Origin of the sequence: Pantoea sp. GM_Pan_4 (assembly GCF_026541005.1) — a bacterium.
Taxonomy (GTDB): domain Bacteria; phylum Pseudomonadota; class Gammaproteobacteria; order Enterobacterales; family Enterobacteriaceae; genus Pantoea; species Pantoea dispersa.
In genome coordinates, this window is the sequence record NZ_JALNUZ010000002.1 from 447,971 (window position 1) to 466,480 (window position 18,510).

Consider the following 18,510-nt stretch of genomic DNA (forward strand, 5'->3'; position numbering starts at 1 on the left):
GGCGCGGCCTCAGCGATTATTGGTGTGTCACAACGATCAGACGCAGCGCATCCAGCCGCCAGCCGGCTTCACCGAGGCTGGCCAGCACCTGCTCGCGGTTGCTCTCCAGCGCATCAACCTCATCATCACGGATGTTGGGGTTGACCGCTTTCAGCGCTTCAAGGCGCGAGAGCTCGGCGCTCAGCTTCTCATCGGCTTCGGCTTTGGCCGCCGCAATCAGCGCCTGCGCTTCCGGCACGATGACTTTTTCCGCCTGCGTCAGGATGGGATGCACATCCTGCTGCACCGCGTTCACCAGCTTGCTGCCGGTATGGCGATTGACTGCGTTGAGCTGACGGTTAAAGCTTTCGAATTCCACCTTGCCGGCGAGGTTATTTCCGGCGCGATCCATCAGCAGGCGGACCGGCGTGGGCGGCAGGAAGCGGGTAAGCTGCAGGTGCTTCGGCGCCTGTGCTTCGACCACATAGATCATCTCTACCAGCAGCGTGCCCACCGGCAGCGCCTTGTTCTTCAGCAGCGACAGCGCACAGCTGCCGGTGTCGCCGGAGAGAATCAGGTCGAGGCCGTTGCGAATCAGCGGATGTTCCCAGGTAATGAACTGGGTATCTTCGCGTGACAGCGCCTGGTTACGGTTAAAGGTTACGGTGCAGCCATCTTCCGGCAGGCCGGGGAAATCCGGCACCAGCATGTGGTCAGAAGGCGTCAGGACGATCAGGTTATCGCTGCGATCTTCCTGGTTGATACCGACGATATCAAACAGGTTGAGCGCAAAGTTCACCAGCTCGGTGTCGTTATCCTGCTCGCCGATGGCATCAGCCAGCGCCTGCGCGGCTTCGCCGCCGTTCGAGTTCAGCTCCAGCAGACGGTCGCGCCCCTGCTCCAGTTGCGCCTTCAGGGTGTCATGCTGTTTGCGGCTCTGGGCGATAAAGTCGTCCAGCCCCTGCGGGTTGTCCGGCGCGGCCAGATACTCAATCAACTGCGGGTAGGCGCTGTCGTAGATGGTGCGGCCGGTCGGGCAGGTGTGCTCAAACGCGTCCAGCCCTTCGTGGTACCAGCGCAGCAGCACTGCCTGGGCGGTTTTCTCCAGCCACGGCACCAGAATCTGGATGTCATGCAGCTGGCCGATACGATCGAGACGGCCGATACGCTGCTCGAGCAGATCCGGGTTAAACGGTAAATCGAACATCACCAGCCGGCTGGCGAACTGGAAGTTACGCCCTTCCGAGCCGATTTCCGAACACAGCAGCACCTGGGCGCCATCTTCCTGCGAAGCGAAGAAGGCGGCCGCGCGGTCGCGTTCGATAATCGATAGTCCTTCATGGAACACCGCGGCGCGGATGCCTTCGCGCTCGCGCAGCACCTGCTCCAGCTGCAGCGCAGTGGCGGCTTTGGCGCAAATCACCAGCACTTTCTCTTTACGGTTGCTGGTGAGGTAGCCCATCAGCCACTCAACGCGCGGGTCGAAGTTCCACCAGGTGCCGCTGTCGCCTTCAAATTCCTGATAAATCTGCTCCGGATACAGCATGTCGCGCGCGCGCTCTTCCGCCGTTTTGCGCGCCGCCATAATGCCGGAGACTTTAATCGCCGTCTGATACTGCGCCGGCAGCGGCAGGCGAATCTGATGCAGTTCGCGTTTCGGGAAGCCCTTCACACCGTTACGCGTGTTACGGAACAGCACGCGGCTGGTGCCGTGGCGATCCATCAGCATCGAAATCAGCTCTTTACGCGCGTCGTGTTTGCCGTCGCGATCGCTGTTCGCCACCTGCAGCAGCGGCTCAATATCCTGCTCACCGACCAGATCGTTGATCAGGTTCATCTCGTCTTTGCTAATGGCGTGATCGGCCAGCAGCGTACTGACGGCGTCTGCCACCGGGCGGTAGTGCTGCTGCTCGGCCACAAACTGCGCGAAATCGTGGAAACGATTCGGGTCCAGCAGGCGCAGACGGGCAAAGTGGCTCTCCATGCCGAGCTGTTCCGGCGTCGCGGTCAGCAGCAGCACGCCGGCGGTCTTTTCCGCCAGCTGTTCGATAACCTGATATTCGCGGCTCGGCGCGGCTTCGCTCCACGCCAGATGGTGCGCTTCGTCGACCACCAGCAGATCCCAGTCAGCTTCGGCCAGCAGCTCCAGCCGCTGTTTGTTGCGGCGGACAAAATCCAGCGAGCAGATAATCAGCTGCTCGGTATCAAACGGGTTGTCGCTGTCGTGCTGCGCTTCGGTGTAGCGATCGTCGTCGAACAGGGCAAAGCGCAGGTTGAAGCGGCGCAGCATCTCCACCAGCCACTGGTGCTGCAGGGTTTCCGGCACCACGATCAGCACGCGCTCGGCGCGTCCGGCCAGCAGCTGCTGCTGGATAATCATCCCGGCTTCAATGGTTTTACCGAGGCCGACTTCATCGGCCAGCAGCACGCGCGGCGCATGACGGCGACCGACGTCATGTGCGATGTGCAGCTGGTGCGGAATCAGGTTGGTGCGCATACCGCGCAGGCCGCTAATCGGCAGGCGATACTGTTCGCTCTGGTATTTGCGTGCGCGGAAGCGCAGGGCGAAGCGATCCATGCGATCCAGCTGGCCGGCAAACAGGCGATCCTGTGGCTTGCTGAACACCAGTTTGCTGTCGAGCATCACTTCGCGCAGCACCACGTTGCTTTCGTCGGTATCAAGACGCGTGCCGATGTAAGTCACTAAATCGTTTTCGTTGCGGACTTCATCAACCTGCATCTGCCAGCCTTCGTGGCTGGTGACGGTATCACCCGGATTAAAAATCACGCGGGTGACCGGAGAATCATTACGGGCATAGAGGCGGTTTTCGCCGGTGGCGGGAAACATCAGTGTGACCATGCGCGTATCCAGCGCCACGACTGTCCCCAGTCCCAGCTCACTTTCCGTATCACTAATCCAGCGTTGACCCAGTGTAAAAACCATATATTTTTTGCTCGATTCTCTAAAAGATAGAAAGACGTTCGCCTGCTCTCAGACAATACCCCACCGCCAGACAGTTATCTGGTCAGCTGGTGCACGCGGTGAGAATCAGGAAGGGCGCTATGGTACTGGATGGCAGGGCATTCGTCACCTGTCAAAAAAGCCCCAGTTGCCCGGTGATCAGTGTAGCAAAGTCATCACCGACAAACGGTAAAATCCCTTCGGCGATCGGCTGCAGCTGCTTGCTGACGTAGTGATCGTAATCCAGCGGCGTGCTGCGCGCTTCCAGCGGCTCCGGCCCGGCGGTGGCCATGACGTAGCGGATCGATCCGCCGTTCTGATACTGCAGCGGACGCTGCAGTTTACGGTTATGTTCATCGGCGAGGCGCGCGGCACGCACGTGGGGCGGCACGTTGCGTTCGTAATCTTTCAGCGGCCGGCGCAGGCGCTTTTTATACACCAGCAGCTCGTCCAGTTCGCCGGCCAGCAGCTGTGCTACGGTGTCGCGAATGTAATCCTGCCAGGGTTCACCGCGGAAGATGCGGCCATACAGCGTCTGCTGGAACTGCTGCGCCAGCGGCGTCCAGTCGGTGCGCACCGATTCCAGCCCCTTAAACACCAGCCGCTCGTCACCGTCGCGGCGAATCAGTCCGGCGTAGCGCTTTTTACTGCCCTGTTCGGCGCCGCGAATGGTTGGCATCAGGAAGCGGCTGAAATGGGTTTCGTACTCCAGCTCCAGCGCGCTGTCGAGACCGTAAGTCTGCTGCAGATGCTGTTGCCACCAGCGATTCACGTGCCCGGCCAGCCGCTGGCCGATCGCGGCGGCATCGGCTTCGCTGTGGGCGCTTTTCAGCCAGACAAAAGTAGAATCGGTGTCACCGTAAATCACGTCAAAACCTTCGGCTTCAATCAGCTCACGCGTTTGCTGCATGATGGCGTGACCGCGCAGGGTGATCGACGAGGCGAGGCGCGGATCGAAAAAGCGACAGGCGCTGGTGCCAAGTACGCCATAAAAAGCGTTCATGATGATCTTCAGCGCCTGCGACAGCGGCTGGTTGCCGTCACGTTTGGCGGCCTCGCGCCCCTGCCAGATCTGCCCGACAATCGCCGGTAAACAGTGGGTGCGGCGCGAAAAGCGCGCGTGGCGAAAACCGGGAACCGAATCGGCGTCATCCGGATGCGCCAGGCCTTCGACCAGCCCGACCGGATCGATCAGAAAGGTGCGGATGATCGACGGATAGAGGCTTTTATAATCCAGCACCAGCACCGAATCATACAGTCCGGGGCGCGAATCCATCACGTAGCCGCCAGGGCTGGCTTCCGGTGCCACTTCGCCGAGATTGGGCGCGACAAAGCCGGCGCGGTGCATTCGCGGAATATACAGGTGGCTGAACGCCGCCACCGATCCGCCGTGGCGATCCACTGCCAGGCCATTGACGGTGGCGCGCTCCAGCAAAAACGGCATGATGGCGGTGTGCTGGAAAATACGCGTAACCAGCTCGCAATCCTTCAGGTTGTAGGTGGCCAGCGCCGGTTTGTCGTGGGCAAAGCGCCAGTTGATCTCTTCCATGCGCTGCCACGGATTGTTGATGGCTTTGCCTTCGCCCAGCAGCTCGCGCGACACCGCTTCCAGGCTGAATGAGGCGAAGTCCCAGAACGCCGATTTCAGCGCCTCGATACCGTCAATCACCAGCCGGCCGCTGGCCTGAGCGAAGAACACGCCGGGCTTAAAGCCGTGCTCGCGCCACTCCAGCGGCTGCTGCTGACGGCCAAGACGCAGCGGAATACCGTAGCGGTCGGCATGTTTTTGCAGCACGCGCAGGTCAAACTGCACCACGTTCCAGCCGATGATGACATCGGGATCGTGACGGGCGAACCAGGCGTTAAGCTGCTCCAGCAGCTGTGGCCGGCTGTCGAGGTAAATCAGTTCAAAATCCAGCTGGCTGGCATCACCGTTCGGCGGGCCGAGCATATACACCTGGCGCTGGCCGCAGCCCTCCAGCCCGATACAGTACAGCTCGCCGTGCTCGGTGGTTTCGATGTCGAGCGACACCCATTTCAGTTGCGGACGGTAATCGGGATGCGGCTTGAGGCGCGCGTTGACGAGGCTGTCGCCACGCGGCTCGCCGCTGAACCACACCGGTGCCGTGATAAAGCGCTCCATCAGGTAGCGTTCCGGCGGGCGGATATCTGCTTCATACACCGCAATGCCGTTTTCACGCAGGCGTTTTTCGATGCTTTGCAACTGCCGGTGGCTGCGGCAATAGAGTCCCAGCACCGGTCGGCGCCGGAAATCTTTCAGATTCAGCGGTTGCAGGCGCGTATGGCGCTCGTCACGAATCAGCGCTTCGGTTTGCGCCTGGAACTCCCGGGGAATAAACGCCACTGACTCCTGCACAGGCAGGACCAGGCGCTGCGGGCCCTGGTCGGTGGCCAGCCACAGCACCACCTCGCTGCCGGTCGGGGTATCCCGCCAGTGGCGAGTCAGCAAAAATCCTGCGCGCGGTTCGGTCACGTTAACTCCGGAGAATGAATTCATTTCAGTATATCATGGATGTTTATACAGTGTACTGCCGGTGGTGCCGTCGTCCGCGCGGCGCGGGCGTGCGGCAGCGCGGGGAATTGCTTGACGCTGTGGGGCTGTCTCAGGACAATCCAGCCTCTATATTCCGCAGAGGATAGTTATGGAAGCCTGGATCCAACACCTGTTTACGCAATCGCTGGAGTACGCGCTGATTGCCGTGGCGCTGGTGACCTTTCTTGAGTCGCTGGCGTTTGTCGGCCTGCTGCTGCCGGGAACGGTCTTGATGGCCAGCCTCGGCGCGCTGGTGGGCAGCGGACAAATCGGGCTCTATCCGGCGTGGGCCGCCGGGCTGGCCGGCTGTCTGATTGGCGACTGGGTGTCGTACGGCATTGGCTGGAAATTCCAGGGACCGCTGCACCGCTGGAAATACCTGCAAAAATACAAAGGGCTGCTGGATAAAACCGAGCACGCGCTGCATCAGCACAGCATGTTTACCATCCTCGTGGGGCGCTTTGTCGGACCGACGCGTCCACTGATTCCGCTGGCGGCCGGCATGCTGGAGCTGCCGGTGCGTAAATTCCTGCCGCCGAACATTATCGGCTGCATCCTGTGGCCGCCGGCCTACCTGATGCCGGGCATTCTGGCGGGCGTGGCGATCGACGTGCCGCAGGCGGCGCAGGGCGACAGCTTCAAATGGCTGCTGCTGGCGGTGGCGCTGCTGCTGTGGATCGGCGGCTGGCTGCTGTGGCGCTGGTGGCGCAGCGGCAAAAGCGTCGACTGGGCTACGCCTTATCTGCCACTGGCGCGCCTGCGCTGGCTGGCTCCGCTGATGGCGCTCATCGGCGTGGGTGCCTTTATTGCGCTGTTGTTCCACCCGATGATGCCAATTTTCCTGCAGCTGCTGTGGAAGGTGTTCTTCGCTTAACGCGGTGATACGCCAAGGATGGCGGCCGCCGGGCTTTCACCGCGCAGCAGGCTGGCGGTGCTGCCATCCCAGTACACCCGACCGTCAACAATCACCAGGCTGCGTGACGCAATCTGCTGCGCATCTTCCAGACTGTGCGACACCATCAGCAGCGTGATAGTGCGCGCCTCGCACACCGCGCGCACCAGCTGCAGCATCTCGCTGCGCAGCGCCGGATCGAGTGCCGAAAACGGTTCATCCAGCAGCAGGACCGGCTGATTGCGCAGCAGGCAGCGCGCCAGCGCCACGCGCTGGCGCTGACCGCCGGAGAGCTGGCCGGGCAGACGCGTCAGCATCGATTCCAGCCCGGTTTGCTCCGCAATCTGCTGTACCTGCTGCTGCTGTTCGCGCGTCAGCTTCAGGCCGGGATGCAGGCCCAGCCCCAGATTTTGCTGCACCGTCAGGTGCGGAAACAGATTGTTCTCCTGAAACAGCATCGATACCGGTCGCGCGGAAGGCACGCTGCGGGTGTGGTCGACGCCATCGATCAGCAGGCTGCCCTGACTCACCGGCAGAAAGCCGCCGAGCAGGCTCAGCAGGGTACTTTTGCCCGCGCCGCTCGGGCCGAGAATGGCGAGACGTTCACCAGCCTGTGCGCTAAAGCTGAAGCGCATCGGCAGATGCTGGTAGAGATAAGTAAGGTTATTCAGTGTCAGCATGGCGACCCGGTAATTTTTCCATCAGCGTAAACAGCAGCAGGCATAACAGCAGCAGTAGCAGCGCGGTCACCGCGCCATCGGCACCGCGATAGGCGCCAATCTGCTGGAACAGATAAAACGGCAGGGTGCGGAAATCGGCGCTGCCGAACAGCGCCACCACGCCGAAATCCCCAATCGACAGCACGCAGGCAAATGCCAGCGCCTGTGCCAGCGGACGTTTCAGCGCCCGCAGTTCAATCAGCCGCAGGCGAGTAAACCCACTGATGCCCAGCGAGGCGCACAGCTGAGCGTAGCGCGCGTTGAGATCGCGCATCGGATTTTCCAGCACTTTCATGGCGTAGGGGATGGCGATCAGCGCGTTGGTGAAGATCACCAGCGCATCGGCACGCTGCGGCAGGCCAACGGTGGCGTTGAACAGCAGAAAGAACCCGCTCGCCAGCACGATGCCCGGCATTGCCAGAATCAGCATTCCGCTGAGTTCCATGGCCTGCGCGGCGAAGCGCTGCTGACGCTGGCGCAGTTCGCGACTGCTCCACAGCAGCATCATGGTCAGCAGCACGCACAGCACACCGGCACCGAGTGCGATGCGCAGCGACGTCCACGTGGCCTGCCACAGCGCGGGCTGTTGCAGCGCGCCGGCAATGCCGCCGCGTAAGCCGTCGACCAGCACCGCCGCCAGCGGTGGCAGCAGTAACAGCAGCGCCAGCGTAATCAGCAGCGTATCCGCGACGCGTGCGCGCCAGGAATCCTGCGGATCGCGCCAGCCGCGCACCGTCTGGCTACCGGCCGGAATCGCTTTACTGAAGCGCTGGCTAAGCAGCACCAGCAGCAGACAGCAGCCGAGCTGCAACAGTGCCAGCAGCGCGGCGCGGCCGGGATCGTAATCAAAGCTAAGCGCCTGATAAATGGCCAGCTCCAGCGTGGTAGCCTGCGGACCGCCGCCCAGTGCCAGCACGGTGGCAAAACTGGCGAAGCACAGCATAAAGATCAGCGCCGCCGTTGGCAGCAGCGGACGGCGCAGCCACGGCCACTCCAGCAGGCGAAACAGCGACCAGCCGCGCAGACCGAGCTGCGCCGCCAGCTGGCGCTGCTCGCCAGGAATGCTCTCCAGCGCCTGCAGCAGCATGCGCGTCGCCAGCGGCAGATTAAAGAACACGTGCGCCAGCAAAATACCCTGCAGGCCATAGGGCGAGAAGTGATAATCGATACCGACTGTGGCACACAGCTGCGCCAGCCAGCCGCTGCGCCCATAGACGCTCAGCAGACCGAATACGGCGACCAGCACCGGCAGCACCAGCGTCATGGCGCACAGGCGCAGCAGCAGGGTGCGGCCGGTAAAACGGCGGCGATAGAGCGCGCGGGCCAGCAGAATGGCTGGCAGCACCGAAAGCAGCGCTGACAGCAGCGCCTGTTCAAAGGAGAACGCCAGCACATGGTGCAGATAGCTATCGCTGAGCAGCGCGCGCCAGTCAGTGGCCGGCGCGGCAAGCAGCAGGGCACCGAGCGCCAGCAGCGCGACCGCACACAATAGCAGTGCGCTAAGCGCTCCGGGCAGCAGCCAGCCGGGCATCAGCGGCTGACGGCGCGCTGCCACGCGCTAATCCACGCCGCGCGATGGTCAGCCACCTCTGTCGGGGTGTATTGCAGCGCATTAGCAGGCACCGGCAACGCCTGATAACCGGCGGGTAAATCGCTTTTGATCACCGGATACATCCAGTTGCCGGTGGGAATGGTGCTCTGAAACGCTGGCGACACCATAAACTGCATGAATTGCTGCGCCAGCTGCGGCTGTTTGCTGCTGGCGAGCTGCGCGCCCACTTCTACCTGCAGATAGTGGCCTTCGCTGAACGGCGCGGCGGCGTAGTTATCCTTTTTCTCTTCAATGATGTGGTAAGCCGGCGAGGTGGTGTAGCTCAGCACCAGATCGCTTTCGCCTTTGAGGAACAGACCATAAGCTTCGCTCCAGCCTTTGGTGACGGTCACGGTTTTGCTGGCCAGCTTCTGCCAGGCAGCCGGCGCTTCATCGCCGTACACTTTCTGCATCCACAGCAGCAGACCGAGCCCCGGCGTGCTGGTGCGCGGGTCTTCATAAATCACCCGCCATTTTTCCGGGCTTTCGACCAGCTCCTTCAGGCTGTGCGGCGGATTCTTTAGCTTGTTCTTGTCGTAAACGAACGCGAAGTAGCCGTAATCAAACGGGATAAAAGTGTCATTGTGCCAGCCGTCCGGCAGTTGTAGCCCGCGGGTATCCACTGTACTTTTGCTGAACAGGCCGGTTTTTTCCGCCGCCTGAATCAGGTTATTGTCCAGCCCCAGCACCACGTCGGCCTTGCTGTTCTTTCCTTCCATACGCAGGCGATTAAGCAGCGATACGCCATCCTCCAGCGCCACATAGTTCAGCTCACAGCCGCACCGGGCCTCAAAGGCTTTTTTCACTGCCGGACCGGGGCCCCAGTCGGCGGCGAACGAGTCGTAGGTATACACGGTGAGGACGGGTTTGGCCGCCAGAGCCGGCGCAGCGATCAGCAGCAACAGGGGCAGAACTTTATTTAACACTTTGCGTTCCTTAAGGAGAAGGTAAGGTTGCGTCGCAAAGGATCTGAGGGCGGAGCATCTCAAATCCCTACGCCGGTACGAGCCGGATCAGGTTCGACGGGTCTCTCTCAGCCAGTTAACCGGCACCCCGTTGAGAACGACATATTCTAGACATTTACAGGACAACGCGAAAGGTTCACCTGCCGGTCGTGTTGTCTGATGCTGCCCTTTTTACAGCTCCGGCGGGGCGAACCAGGCGGACTTGAAGTTAAACCAGCCGAGCGTGTTCAGCCGCACGCCACGCATGCTGCGCTGGCCCTCCAGCAGCAGCCAGTGATGAAACAGCGGATGCAGATAGTCGCTGTTTACCAGCTGTTTGCTCCACTCCGCCAGCGGCAGCGCTTTCTCACGCCAGCGCGCGGCGTCGGCCTGCCAGTCCAGCGGGATACAGTGATGCATCAGCGGTAGCTCGTAGAGCTGAGCGAACAGGGCGTAGTCGAGCGGCAGGGTAAAGTTGACGCTGCCCAGCCAGATGTCACTCTCGCCCGCGCCGTCGAACCAGCTTTCGTAGCTCACTTCGCGGGTAATCAGCTCGACGCCCTGCTGCGCCAGCAACGGTCGCAGCGCATTGGCGATGCCCTCGTGTTCGACGTGGTGGCTGTACCAGCTGAGCGTCAACTGGGTCACGCCGTCGGGCTTGTGGGCTGGGGTGATATCGCGCCGATGGTGCCAGCGCGGCAGCAGGCCATAAGCCGGGAACCAGTAGCGCTGATAGCCGACGCCGGCATGATTGAGCAGCGCGATAGGGTTAAGCAGATCGCTCACCCAGCGGCGGAAACCGGCATCGCGCCCGCGTTCAGAGCGCTGATCGAACAGCAGAAAATAGCAGCCCTCTTCGAGGCGACTCTCTTCCGATTTTTCGTCGTCGTTTTCGCCTTCCAGTTTTACACCGGCGTAGACCAGCTCATCGCTGATCTCCGGCAGCACCCAGATCGAGACATCATCAATCAGCGCGCGGTAGCCGAAGTAGTCATCAAACGCGGCGATTTTCAGCTGGGTTTGCTGATTGCGCACCACGCTGTACGGACCGGTGCCAATGGGCTGACGGGCGAAGTGGCGCAGTGTCGGCCATTCACGCGGCAGAATCATGGCGCTGACGCTGGCCAGCAGCCACGGCAGCCAGCAGTCCGGCTGGCTGAGATGGATATCCAGCGTCCACGGTGCCGGCGAGTGCAACTGGTCGATGTGCGAAAACAGCGGCTGGCTGCGCACCCGGTCCAGCGAGGCGATGACATCCTCCATCTCCAGCTCGCGGCCATGATGAAAGCGGATTGCCGGCCGCAGGAAGAAGCGCCAGTGCAGCGGAGAGGTTTGCTGCCAGTGATGGGCGATGTCGGCGGCGATTTCCCCCTTTTCCTCATTTATACGCGTCAGGCCGCTGAATATCTGTCGCGCCAGATGGGTTTCTGAACGGCGCAGCGGTGAGCCGGGCAGCAGGTTAGGCAAGGGCCGGTAGTAGAGCACGCGCAATATATGCTTGCCCTGGCGAAAGCTGCGGCCAAGGTGCGCGGCAATCATCTGTCGCACCTGGTTTTTATCGCCCACCAGCTGCACCAGCTGGTCGATGCGATCCTGCTCCAGCAGGTCTTCGGCGCGCTGCTGCTGTAGCGCCAGTCCGGTGTAGCAGAAGCTCAGCAGCGAGCGTTTACCGCGACCGGCTTCAGCCTGCCAGATCAGCCAGCCCGCCGCCTGCATGGCGTTCAGCAGGTTACGCATGTGGCGGCGTGAGCAGTGCAGCAGTTCGGCCAGCTCGCTCAGCGTGGTTTCCTGATCCTGGCCCTGACAGTGTTGCCACAGGCGAATGAACTGCTGTTGCAGACGCGCAGAGGACATAAAAGGGGAACTCCTTCTCGACTTCGCTCAGTTTTTCCTGCCCCATATTAGAGGCATACTGGCGGGCAATGGAAGAGCGGGAGGCATTCAGCAATGAATGGCGCTCTGCCAGCGGTTCCGCCGACGTGGAACCTTTTCTGAGTAGGGTGCAATTTCACCGCCAGCGGAGTTTTTCTCTGCTGGCTTTTTTCGTTTTGCTGTGGAATCTTCTACGCTGTTTTTTTCCCGGTCTTTTTCCTCAAAGGGATTTCTGCATGAAATCGCTGTTACCGCGGCCGCGCCGCCTGAATCCGGTTTACCTCTCCTTTATGGCGGTGTCATTTATGGTCGGCGTGGCGGGGGCGTTACAGGCGCCGACGCTCAGCCTGTTTTTGACGCGTGAGGTGCAGGTGCGGCCGTTCTGGGTCGGCCTGTTCTTTACCATCAACGCCGTCGCCGGGATCGTGATCAGCCTGCTGATGGCGAAGCGTTCGGATAACCGTGGCGATCGCCGTCATCTGATCCTGTTTTGCTGCCTGATGGCGGTGGCCAACGCGCTACTGTTTGCCTTTAACCGTCACTATCTGACGCTCATCACCCTCGGCGTGCTGCTGTCGGCGCTGGCCAGCGTGGCGATTCCGCAGATCTTCGCGCTGGCGCGGGAATATGCCGATCAGTCGGCGCGTGAAGTAGTGATGTTTAGTTCGGTGATGCGCGCGCAGCTGTCGCTGGCGTGGGTGATTGGGCCGCCGCTGTCGTTCGCGCTGGCGCTTAACTACGGCTTCGTCACGCTGTTCTGCGTGGCGGCGGTGATTTTTCTGCTGAGTATGCTGCTGATCTGGCGCACGCTGCCCTCGGTGCCGCGCATCGCCGCCACGCCGGAGCAGGTGCTGATGCAGCTCAGCCCATGGAAAGACAGCCAGGTGCGGCTGCTGTTTATCGCCTCGGTGGTGATGTGGGCGTGTAATACCATGTATATCATTGATATGCCCCTGTATATCAGCGCAACCCTTGGCCTGCCGGAGAAGCTGGCGGGTCTGCTGATGGGCACCGCCGCCGGGCTGGAGATCCCGATCATGCTGCTGGCCGGCCATTACGCGAAGCGCTACGGCAAGCGCAAGCTGATGCTGCTGGCGCTGGTGGCGGCGATTGTATTTTATCTCGGGCTGGTGCTATTCCGTTCTCAAACCGCGCTGATGGTGCTGCAGCTGTTTAATGCCGCGTTTATCGGCATCATCGCCGGTATTGGCATGCTGTGGTTTCAGGATTTGATGCCGGGGCGCGCCGGTGCGGCGACCACCATGTTCACCACCTCGATTTCAACCGGGTTGATTATCGCCGGCCTGATCCAGGGGATACTGAGTGAGCGCTTTGGTCATGAGTCGGTGTACTGGCTGGCGTTAGTGATGGCGGTGGTGGCGCTGGTGCTGGCGGCGCGGGTACGGGATGCGCGGTGAGGGCGGTGTGGAGATTGAAGGTCGCCATAAATGGCGACCCAGCAGGGCATTGCGCATTTCGGGCATGTTTTGCACATTTTTGGTCGCCATAAATGGCGACCCTACAGGGCATTGTGCATTTAAGCATCTCTGGTCGCCATCAATGGCGACCAAATTACTGACGCGTTTGCTGTAGGGTGCGCCTTGCTGCGCACCGGGTAAACCTTAACGCAGAAACGCTGGCTGGCTGGATTCGTAGCTGGCGATGGACGCTTCATGTTGCAGCGTCAGGCCAATGCTGTCGAGGCCGTTGATCATGCAGTGACGGCGGAAGCTGTCGATTTCAAAGTGGTAAACCTTGTCGCCGGCGGTGACGGTCTGCGCTTCGAGATCCACGGTGAAGCGGATGCCCGGCTGCGCGGCCACCAGTTTAAACATTTCATCGACCTGCTCTTCGCTCAGCTTCACCGGCAGCAGCTGGTTGTTAAAGCTGTTACCGTAGAAGATGTCGGCGAAACTCGGCGCAATCACCACGTGAAAACCGAAGTCGGTCAGCGCCCACGGCGCATGTTCACGCGAGGAGCCGCAGCCAAAGTTCTCGCGCGCCAGCAGGATGCTGGTGCCTTTGAACTCCGGCTTATTCAGCACGAAGCTGGCGGTAGGCTGGGTGCCGGCGTCATCATCAAAACGCCAGTCGTGGAACAGGTGCGCGCCAAAGCCGGTGCGCGTCACTTTCTGCAAAAACTGCTTCGGGATGATGGCATCGGTGTCGACGTTTGCGGCATCCAGCGGGGCCACAATCCCGGTGTGTTGGGTAAATTTGTTCGCCATGGCTTAAGCTCCCTGAGTCAATTCACGAATGTCGGCAAAACGACCGGTTACCGCCGCCGCAGCAGCCATCGCCGGGCTCACCAGATGGGTGCGACCGCCGCGACCCTGGCGACCTTCAAAGTTACGGTTACTGGTTGAGGCACAGCGCTCGCCCGGATTCAGACGGTCGTTGTTCATCGCCAGGCACATCGAACAGCCCGGCAGACGCCATTCAAAACCGGCTTCGAGGAAGATTTTGTCCAGGCCTTCGGCTTCAGCCTGCGCTTTCACCGGACCGGAACCCGGCACCACCATCGCAACCACGCCCGGCGCCACTTTGCGGCCTTTGGCGATCGCGGCAGCCGCGCGCAGATCTTCGATACGTGAGTTGGTGCAGGAACCGATAAACACTTTATCGATCGCTACCTCAGTCAGTTTGATGCCCGGCTGCAGATCCATATAGGCCAGCGCTTTCTCGGCGGAAGCACGTTCAACCGGATCGGCAAACGAGGCAGGATTCGGGATGGCCTGATCCACGGCCATCACCTGGCCCGGATTGGTGCCCCAGGTGACCTGCGGCGCGATATCGGCAGCATTCAGCGTCACGACGGCGTCAAACTGCGCGTCGCTGTCGGACTTCAGGGTGCGCCAGTAAGCCACAGCCTGTTCCCACTGCTCGCCCTTCGGCGCAAACTGCTTGTCTTTCAGATAGGCAAACGTGGTGTCATCCGGTGCCACCAGTCCCGCTTTGGCGCCCATCTCAATCGCCATGTTGCACAGCGTCATGCGGCCTTCCATGCTCAGCGCTTCAATCGCCGGGCCACAGAATTCAACCACGTGACCGGTGCCGCCGGCGCTGCCGGTTTTACCGATGATCGCCAGTACGATGTCTTTGGCGGTGATGCCCGGCGCAGCTTCGCCCAGCACTTCAATCTTCATGGTTTTCGCCCGGCCCTGTTTCAGGGTCTGGGTGGCGAACACGTGCTCCACTTCGGAGGTGCCGATACCGAACGCCAGGGAACCGAAGGCGCCGTGCGTTGCGGTGTGCGAGTCGCCGCAAACGATGGTCATGCCCGGCAGCGTCATGCCCTGCTCGGGACCGATCACGTGCACAATGCCCTGGAACGGGTGGTTCAGGTCATACAGCTGAATGCCGAACTCAGCACAGTTCTTCATCAGCTCCTGCATCTGGATACGCGCCATTTCACCCGAGGCGTTGATGTCTTTGGTCTGGGTGGAAACGTTGTGATCCATGGTGGCAAAGGTCTTCGACGGCTGGCGCACTTTGCGGCCGTGCGCACGCAGACCGTCAAACGCCTGCGGCGAGGTGACTTCGTGAATCAGGTGACGATCGATATACAGTAACGGCGTTTCGTCTGGCGCTTCGTGAACGACATGTGCATCAAATAACTTCTGGTATAAGCTTTTCATTTTGTTATTTTTCCTCGCTGATGTAACCGGCAATGATGCTGCCCATTTCATCGGTACTCACGGCAGGGCCGTCACCGGCCAAATCACGGGTGCGATGGCCCGCTTCCAGCGCACGGCTTACCGCGCGCTCAATACTATCCGCAGCGGCGTCAGCGTTCAGGCTGAAACGCAGCAGCATCGCCAGCGACAGAATCTGCGCAATCGGGTTAGCGATGTTCTGGCCGGCGATATCCGGTGCGGAACCGCCCGCCGGTTCGAACAGGCCGAATCCCTCTTCATTCAGGCTGGCCGAAGGCAGCATACCCATCGAGCCGGTGATCATCGCGCACTCGTCCGACAGAATGTCACCAAACAGATTCGAGCAGAGTAAAACGTCAAACTGCGACGGATCCTTAATCAGCTGCATGGTGGCGTTGTCGATGTACATATGGCTCAGCTGCACATCCGGATAATCTTTTGCCACTTCGTTGACGATTTCACGCCACATCACCGAGGTCGCCAGCACGTTAGCTTTATCAACGGAAGTCACTTTATTACGACGCTTGCGCGCGGCTTCAAAGGCGTTGCGGGCAATACGTTCGATTTCAAAACGGTGATAGACCTCGGTATCAAAAGCGCGTTCATGCGCGCCGCTGCCTTCGCGGCCTTTCGGCTGGCCGAAATAGATGCCGCCGGTCAGCTCACGCACGCACAGGATGTCGAAGCCGCGGGCGGCGATGTCGCTGCGCAGCGGGCAAAATGCTTCCAGACCTTTGTACAGCGCCGCCGGGCGCAGGTTGCTGAACAGTTTGAAGTGTTTACGCAGCGGCAGCAGCGCACCGCGCTCAGGCTGGCCAGCCGGCGGCAGGTGTTCCCATTTTGGACCGCCGACCGAGCCGAACAGAATGGCATCAGCCTGCTCAGCACCGGCCACGGTGGCGGGGGGTAAAGGTTCACCGTGACGATCGATGGCGATACCGCCGACATCATATTCGCTGGTGGTGATGCGCATATCGAAGCGCGCGCGAATCGCGTCGAGAACTTTCATGGCCTGCGCCATCACTTCCGGACCGATTCCGTCGCCTGGCATTACCGCAATATGATAAGACTGAGTCATAGTTACACCGTTTCCTTCTGATCTTTAAATTTACGCTGCAATTCTTTTTCGACCTGCTTTGCCCGCCAGATGTTGTTCAGGGCATTCACCATCGCTTTCGCCGAGGATTCGACGATATCGGTCGCCAGGCCCACGCCGTGGAATTTACGCCCGTTGTAGTTGACCACGATATCGACCTGACCCAGCGCGTTTTCGCCGTGGCCTTTCGCGGTCAGCTTGTAGTTCACCAGCTCAGCATCGAAGCCGGTGATACGGTTAATAGCCTGGTAGACGGCATCAACCGGACCGTTGCCGGTGGCGGCGTCGGCTTTGGCCTCTTCGCCGCAGCCCAGCTGCACCGACGCCGTCGCGGTGACGCTGGAGCCGGTCTGCACGTTGAATTCGTTCAGCTGGAAGTACTCCGGCTCTTCATTCTGCTTATTAATGAAGGCCAGCGCTTCCAGGTCGTAATCGAACACCTGACCTTTTTTGTCCGCCAGCTTGAGGAAGGCGTCGTACAGCGTATCCAGGTTGTAATCGGACTCTTTGTAACCCATCTCTTCCATACGGTGCTTCACGGCGGCACGGCCGGAGCGGGAGGTCAGGTTCAGCTGAATTTTGTGCAGGCCAATCGATTCTGGCGTCAGGATTTCGTAGTTTTCGCGGTTCTTCAGCACGCCATCCTGATGAATGCCGGAGGAGTGGGCGAAGGCGTTGGAACCGACCACCGCTTTATTGGCCGGGATCGGCATGTTGCAGATCTGGCTGACAATCTGGCTGGTGCGGTAGATTTCCTGATGATTGATATTGGTGTGCACGTTCATGATCTGCTGACGGGTTTTAATCGCCATGATCACCTCTTCCAGCGCACAGTTACCGGCGCGCTCGCCCAGGCCGTTCAGCGTGCCTTCGACCTGACGCGCACCGGCCAGCACTGCCGCAATGGCGTTACCGGTCGCCATGCCCAGATCGTCATGGGTGTGCACCGACAGAATCGCTTTGTCGATGTTGGGTACGCGCTGCACCAGCTGACCAATAATGTTGGCGTACTCGCCCGGCAGGGTATAGCCCACGGTGTCCGGAATATTGATGGTGGTGGCGCCGGCGTTGATTGCGGCTTCTACCATGCGGCACAGGTCGTCAATCGGCGTACGGCCACCGTCTTCGCAGGAGAACTCAACGTCATCAGTATAGTTGCGCGCCCGCTTAATCATGTGCACCGCGCGTTCAATCACTTCCGGCAGCGTGCTGCGCAGTTTAGTGGCGATGTGCATCGGCGAAGTGGCGATAAAGGTGTGAATACGGAAGGCGTCGGCCACGCGCAGCGATTCGTAAGCCGCGTCGATATCTTTCTCGACACAGCGCGCCAGACCACACACGCGGCTGTTTTTGATGGTCCGGGCAATGGTCTGCACGGATTCGAAATCACCCGGCGAAGAGACCGGAAAACCGACTTCCATTACATCCACGCCCATCCTTTCCAGCGCCAGGGCGATCTGCAGTTTTTCTTTAACACTCAGGCTGGCCTGTAATGCCTGTTCGCCGTCGCGCAGAGTGGTATCGAAAATTATTACTTGCTGGCTCATGGTCATCTTCCTTTTGCATTGACTTCGCCGGTGCTACGAGCATAAAAAAACCCGCGCAGTGGCGCGGGTTTTTTAACTTTCAGCAGGTTCGAATCAGTTGTTGATTTCGCCCACGAGTCTACCGCGCAAACTGGATGCGTTAAGTAGTAGACCGAGTAGACGAAAAGAACGTGACATGAATCAAACCTCGTAAAATGAGTGCTGCACATATTGGTACTGGATTCGCCTGGCGATGTCAACCCTAAGTGAAAGGGTATTTCTCTGGCCGGAAAAGGGCGATGTGCTGGGATTATCGGTCATCACAGAGCATTGCCATTAATTAACGGTGGCTTAGCGCGTTATGCCACTTTAAAAAATCTTTTAAAAAAGGCGGGTAATTTTAAGTTGCTGAATTATATGTTTTTAGTGAGGCTTATTCGTCAGGTGGAAAAACAAGATAAAGCTTGTTGCTTAGCAGATTGTGATGTGGAAGAGGGATTTAAGAGTTAATCACGCCAGAAACGCGGTAACGGAAAAAATTGTGGGCTAAACACGCTGGCAATATGAAAATCATATTTCTTACAACACGCTGTAAATAATCTGCAAACCAGCATTTTCCTCTGTCCATATGCCATCGCATTAGTTTATTCCTCCCGGGCGATAATCACGCGTCAGTGCCTTTTTTGCCACTGACAGCGCCGTGCCGCCTTATGACGTTT

The 18,510-nt window shown here is 59.9% G+C and carries 13 protein-coding genes and 1 riboswitch; of the genes, 3 read left to right on the plus strand and 10 right to left on the minus strand.

Translation table 11 applies throughout. From position 1 onward, the window contains the following. Nucleotides 1-16 precede the first annotated feature (16 nt). On the minus strand, nucleotides 17-2,923 hold the full coding sequence (rapA, locus tag OXR61_RS08130; protein ID WP_021507582.1) for an RNA polymerase-associated protein RapA: 2,907 nt from the start codon (nucleotides 2,921-2,923) through the stop codon (nucleotides 17-19). Between the two features lie 151 nt (nucleotides 2,924-3,074). Further along, nucleotides 3,075-5,435, minus strand: coding sequence for a DNA polymerase II (gene polB / locus OXR61_RS08135; protein WP_021507581.1), 2,361 nt, complete (start codon nucleotides 5,433-5,435; stop codon nucleotides 3,075-3,077). A gap of 169 nt (nucleotides 5,436-5,604) precedes the next feature. Between polB and OXR61_RS08140 the strand changes: the two genes are divergently transcribed. Beyond that, nucleotides 5,605-6,369, plus strand: coding sequence for a DedA family protein (locus tag OXR61_RS08140; RefSeq protein WP_021507580.1), 765 nt, complete (start codon nucleotides 5,605-5,607; stop codon nucleotides 6,367-6,369). On the opposite strand, the gene thiQ is transcribed toward OXR61_RS08140, so the two are convergent. The 4 genes from thiQ to sgrR form a co-directional block, all read right to left on the minus strand. Beyond that, the gene (thiQ, locus tag OXR61_RS08145; RefSeq protein WP_021507579.1) at nucleotides 6,366-7,067 is read right to left on the minus strand and encodes a thiamine ABC transporter ATP-binding protein ThiQ; all 702 of its coding nucleotides are present in this window, start codon (nucleotides 7,065-7,067) and stop codon (nucleotides 6,366-6,368) included. The genes OXR61_RS08140 and thiQ overlap by 4 nt on opposite strands. Continuing rightward, nucleotides 7,051-8,661 (minus strand): thiamine/thiamine pyrophosphate ABC transporter permease ThiP, encoded by a 1,611-nt coding sequence (gene thiP, locus OXR61_RS08150; protein ID WP_021507578.1) that lies wholly within the window; start codon nucleotides 8,659-8,661, stop codon nucleotides 7,051-7,053. Before thiP ends, thiQ begins: the two co-directional genes overlap by 17 nt. Continuing rightward, entirely contained in the window at nucleotides 8,637-9,623 is a 987-nt protein-coding gene (gene thiB, locus OXR61_RS08155) for a thiamine ABC transporter substrate binding subunit (RefSeq protein ID WP_021507577.1), read from the minus strand. Before thiB ends, thiP begins: the two co-directional genes overlap by 25 nt. 46 nt (nucleotides 9,624-9,669) lie before the next feature. Further along, nucleotides 9,670-9,763: riboswitch (TPP riboswitch) on the minus strand. A 70-nt stretch (nucleotides 9,764-9,833) separates the two neighbouring features. After that, nucleotides 9,834-11,495, minus strand: a complete 1,662-nt coding sequence (sgrR, locus tag OXR61_RS08160; protein ID WP_021507576.1) for an HTH-type transcriptional regulator SgrR — start codon at nucleotides 11,493-11,495, stop codon at nucleotides 9,834-9,836. A 254-nt stretch (nucleotides 11,496-11,749) separates the two neighbouring features. Between sgrR and OXR61_RS08165 the strand changes: the two genes are divergently transcribed. After that, complete coding sequence (locus OXR61_RS08165) at nucleotides 11,750-12,931, plus strand: MFS transporter (protein WP_021507575.1); 1,182 nt, start codon at nucleotides 11,750-11,752, stop codon at nucleotides 12,929-12,931. Between the two features lie 204 nt (nucleotides 12,932-13,135). On the opposite strand, the gene leuD is transcribed toward OXR61_RS08165, so the two are convergent. Genes leuD through leuA form a run of 4 tightly spaced genes read right to left on the minus strand, consistent with a single transcriptional unit; the run spans nucleotide 13,136 to nucleotide 17,812 of the window. Beyond that, nucleotides 13,136-13,741 (minus strand): 3-isopropylmalate dehydratase small subunit, encoded by a 606-nt coding sequence (leuD, locus tag OXR61_RS08170; protein WP_021507574.1) that lies wholly within the window; start codon nucleotides 13,739-13,741, stop codon nucleotides 13,136-13,138. Nucleotides 13,742-13,744: 3 nt separating this feature from the next. Further along, complete coding sequence (gene leuC / locus OXR61_RS08175) at nucleotides 13,745-15,151, minus strand: 3-isopropylmalate dehydratase large subunit (RefSeq protein WP_058759634.1); 1,407 nt, start codon at nucleotides 15,149-15,151, stop codon at nucleotides 13,745-13,747. A 4-nt stretch (nucleotides 15,152-15,155) separates the two neighbouring features. Continuing rightward, nucleotides 15,156-16,247, minus strand: a complete 1,092-nt coding sequence (leuB, locus tag OXR61_RS08180; protein ID WP_021507572.1) for a 3-isopropylmalate dehydrogenase — start codon at nucleotides 16,245-16,247, stop codon at nucleotides 15,156-15,158. A gap of 2 nt (nucleotides 16,248-16,249) precedes the next feature. Then, on the minus strand, nucleotides 16,250-17,812 hold the full coding sequence (gene leuA / locus OXR61_RS08185) for a 2-isopropylmalate synthase (protein ID WP_021507571.1): 1,563 nt from the start codon (nucleotides 17,810-17,812) through the stop codon (nucleotides 16,250-16,252). Nucleotides 17,813-18,121: 309 nt separating this feature from the next. Here leuA and OXR61_RS08190 point away from each other — a divergent pair, with 309 nt between their 5' ends. Continuing rightward, entirely contained in the window at nucleotides 18,122-18,301 is a 180-nt protein-coding gene (locus tag OXR61_RS08190; protein WP_125308878.1) for a hypothetical protein, read from the plus strand. The last annotated feature ends 209 nt before the right edge of the window (nucleotides 18,302-18,510 follow it).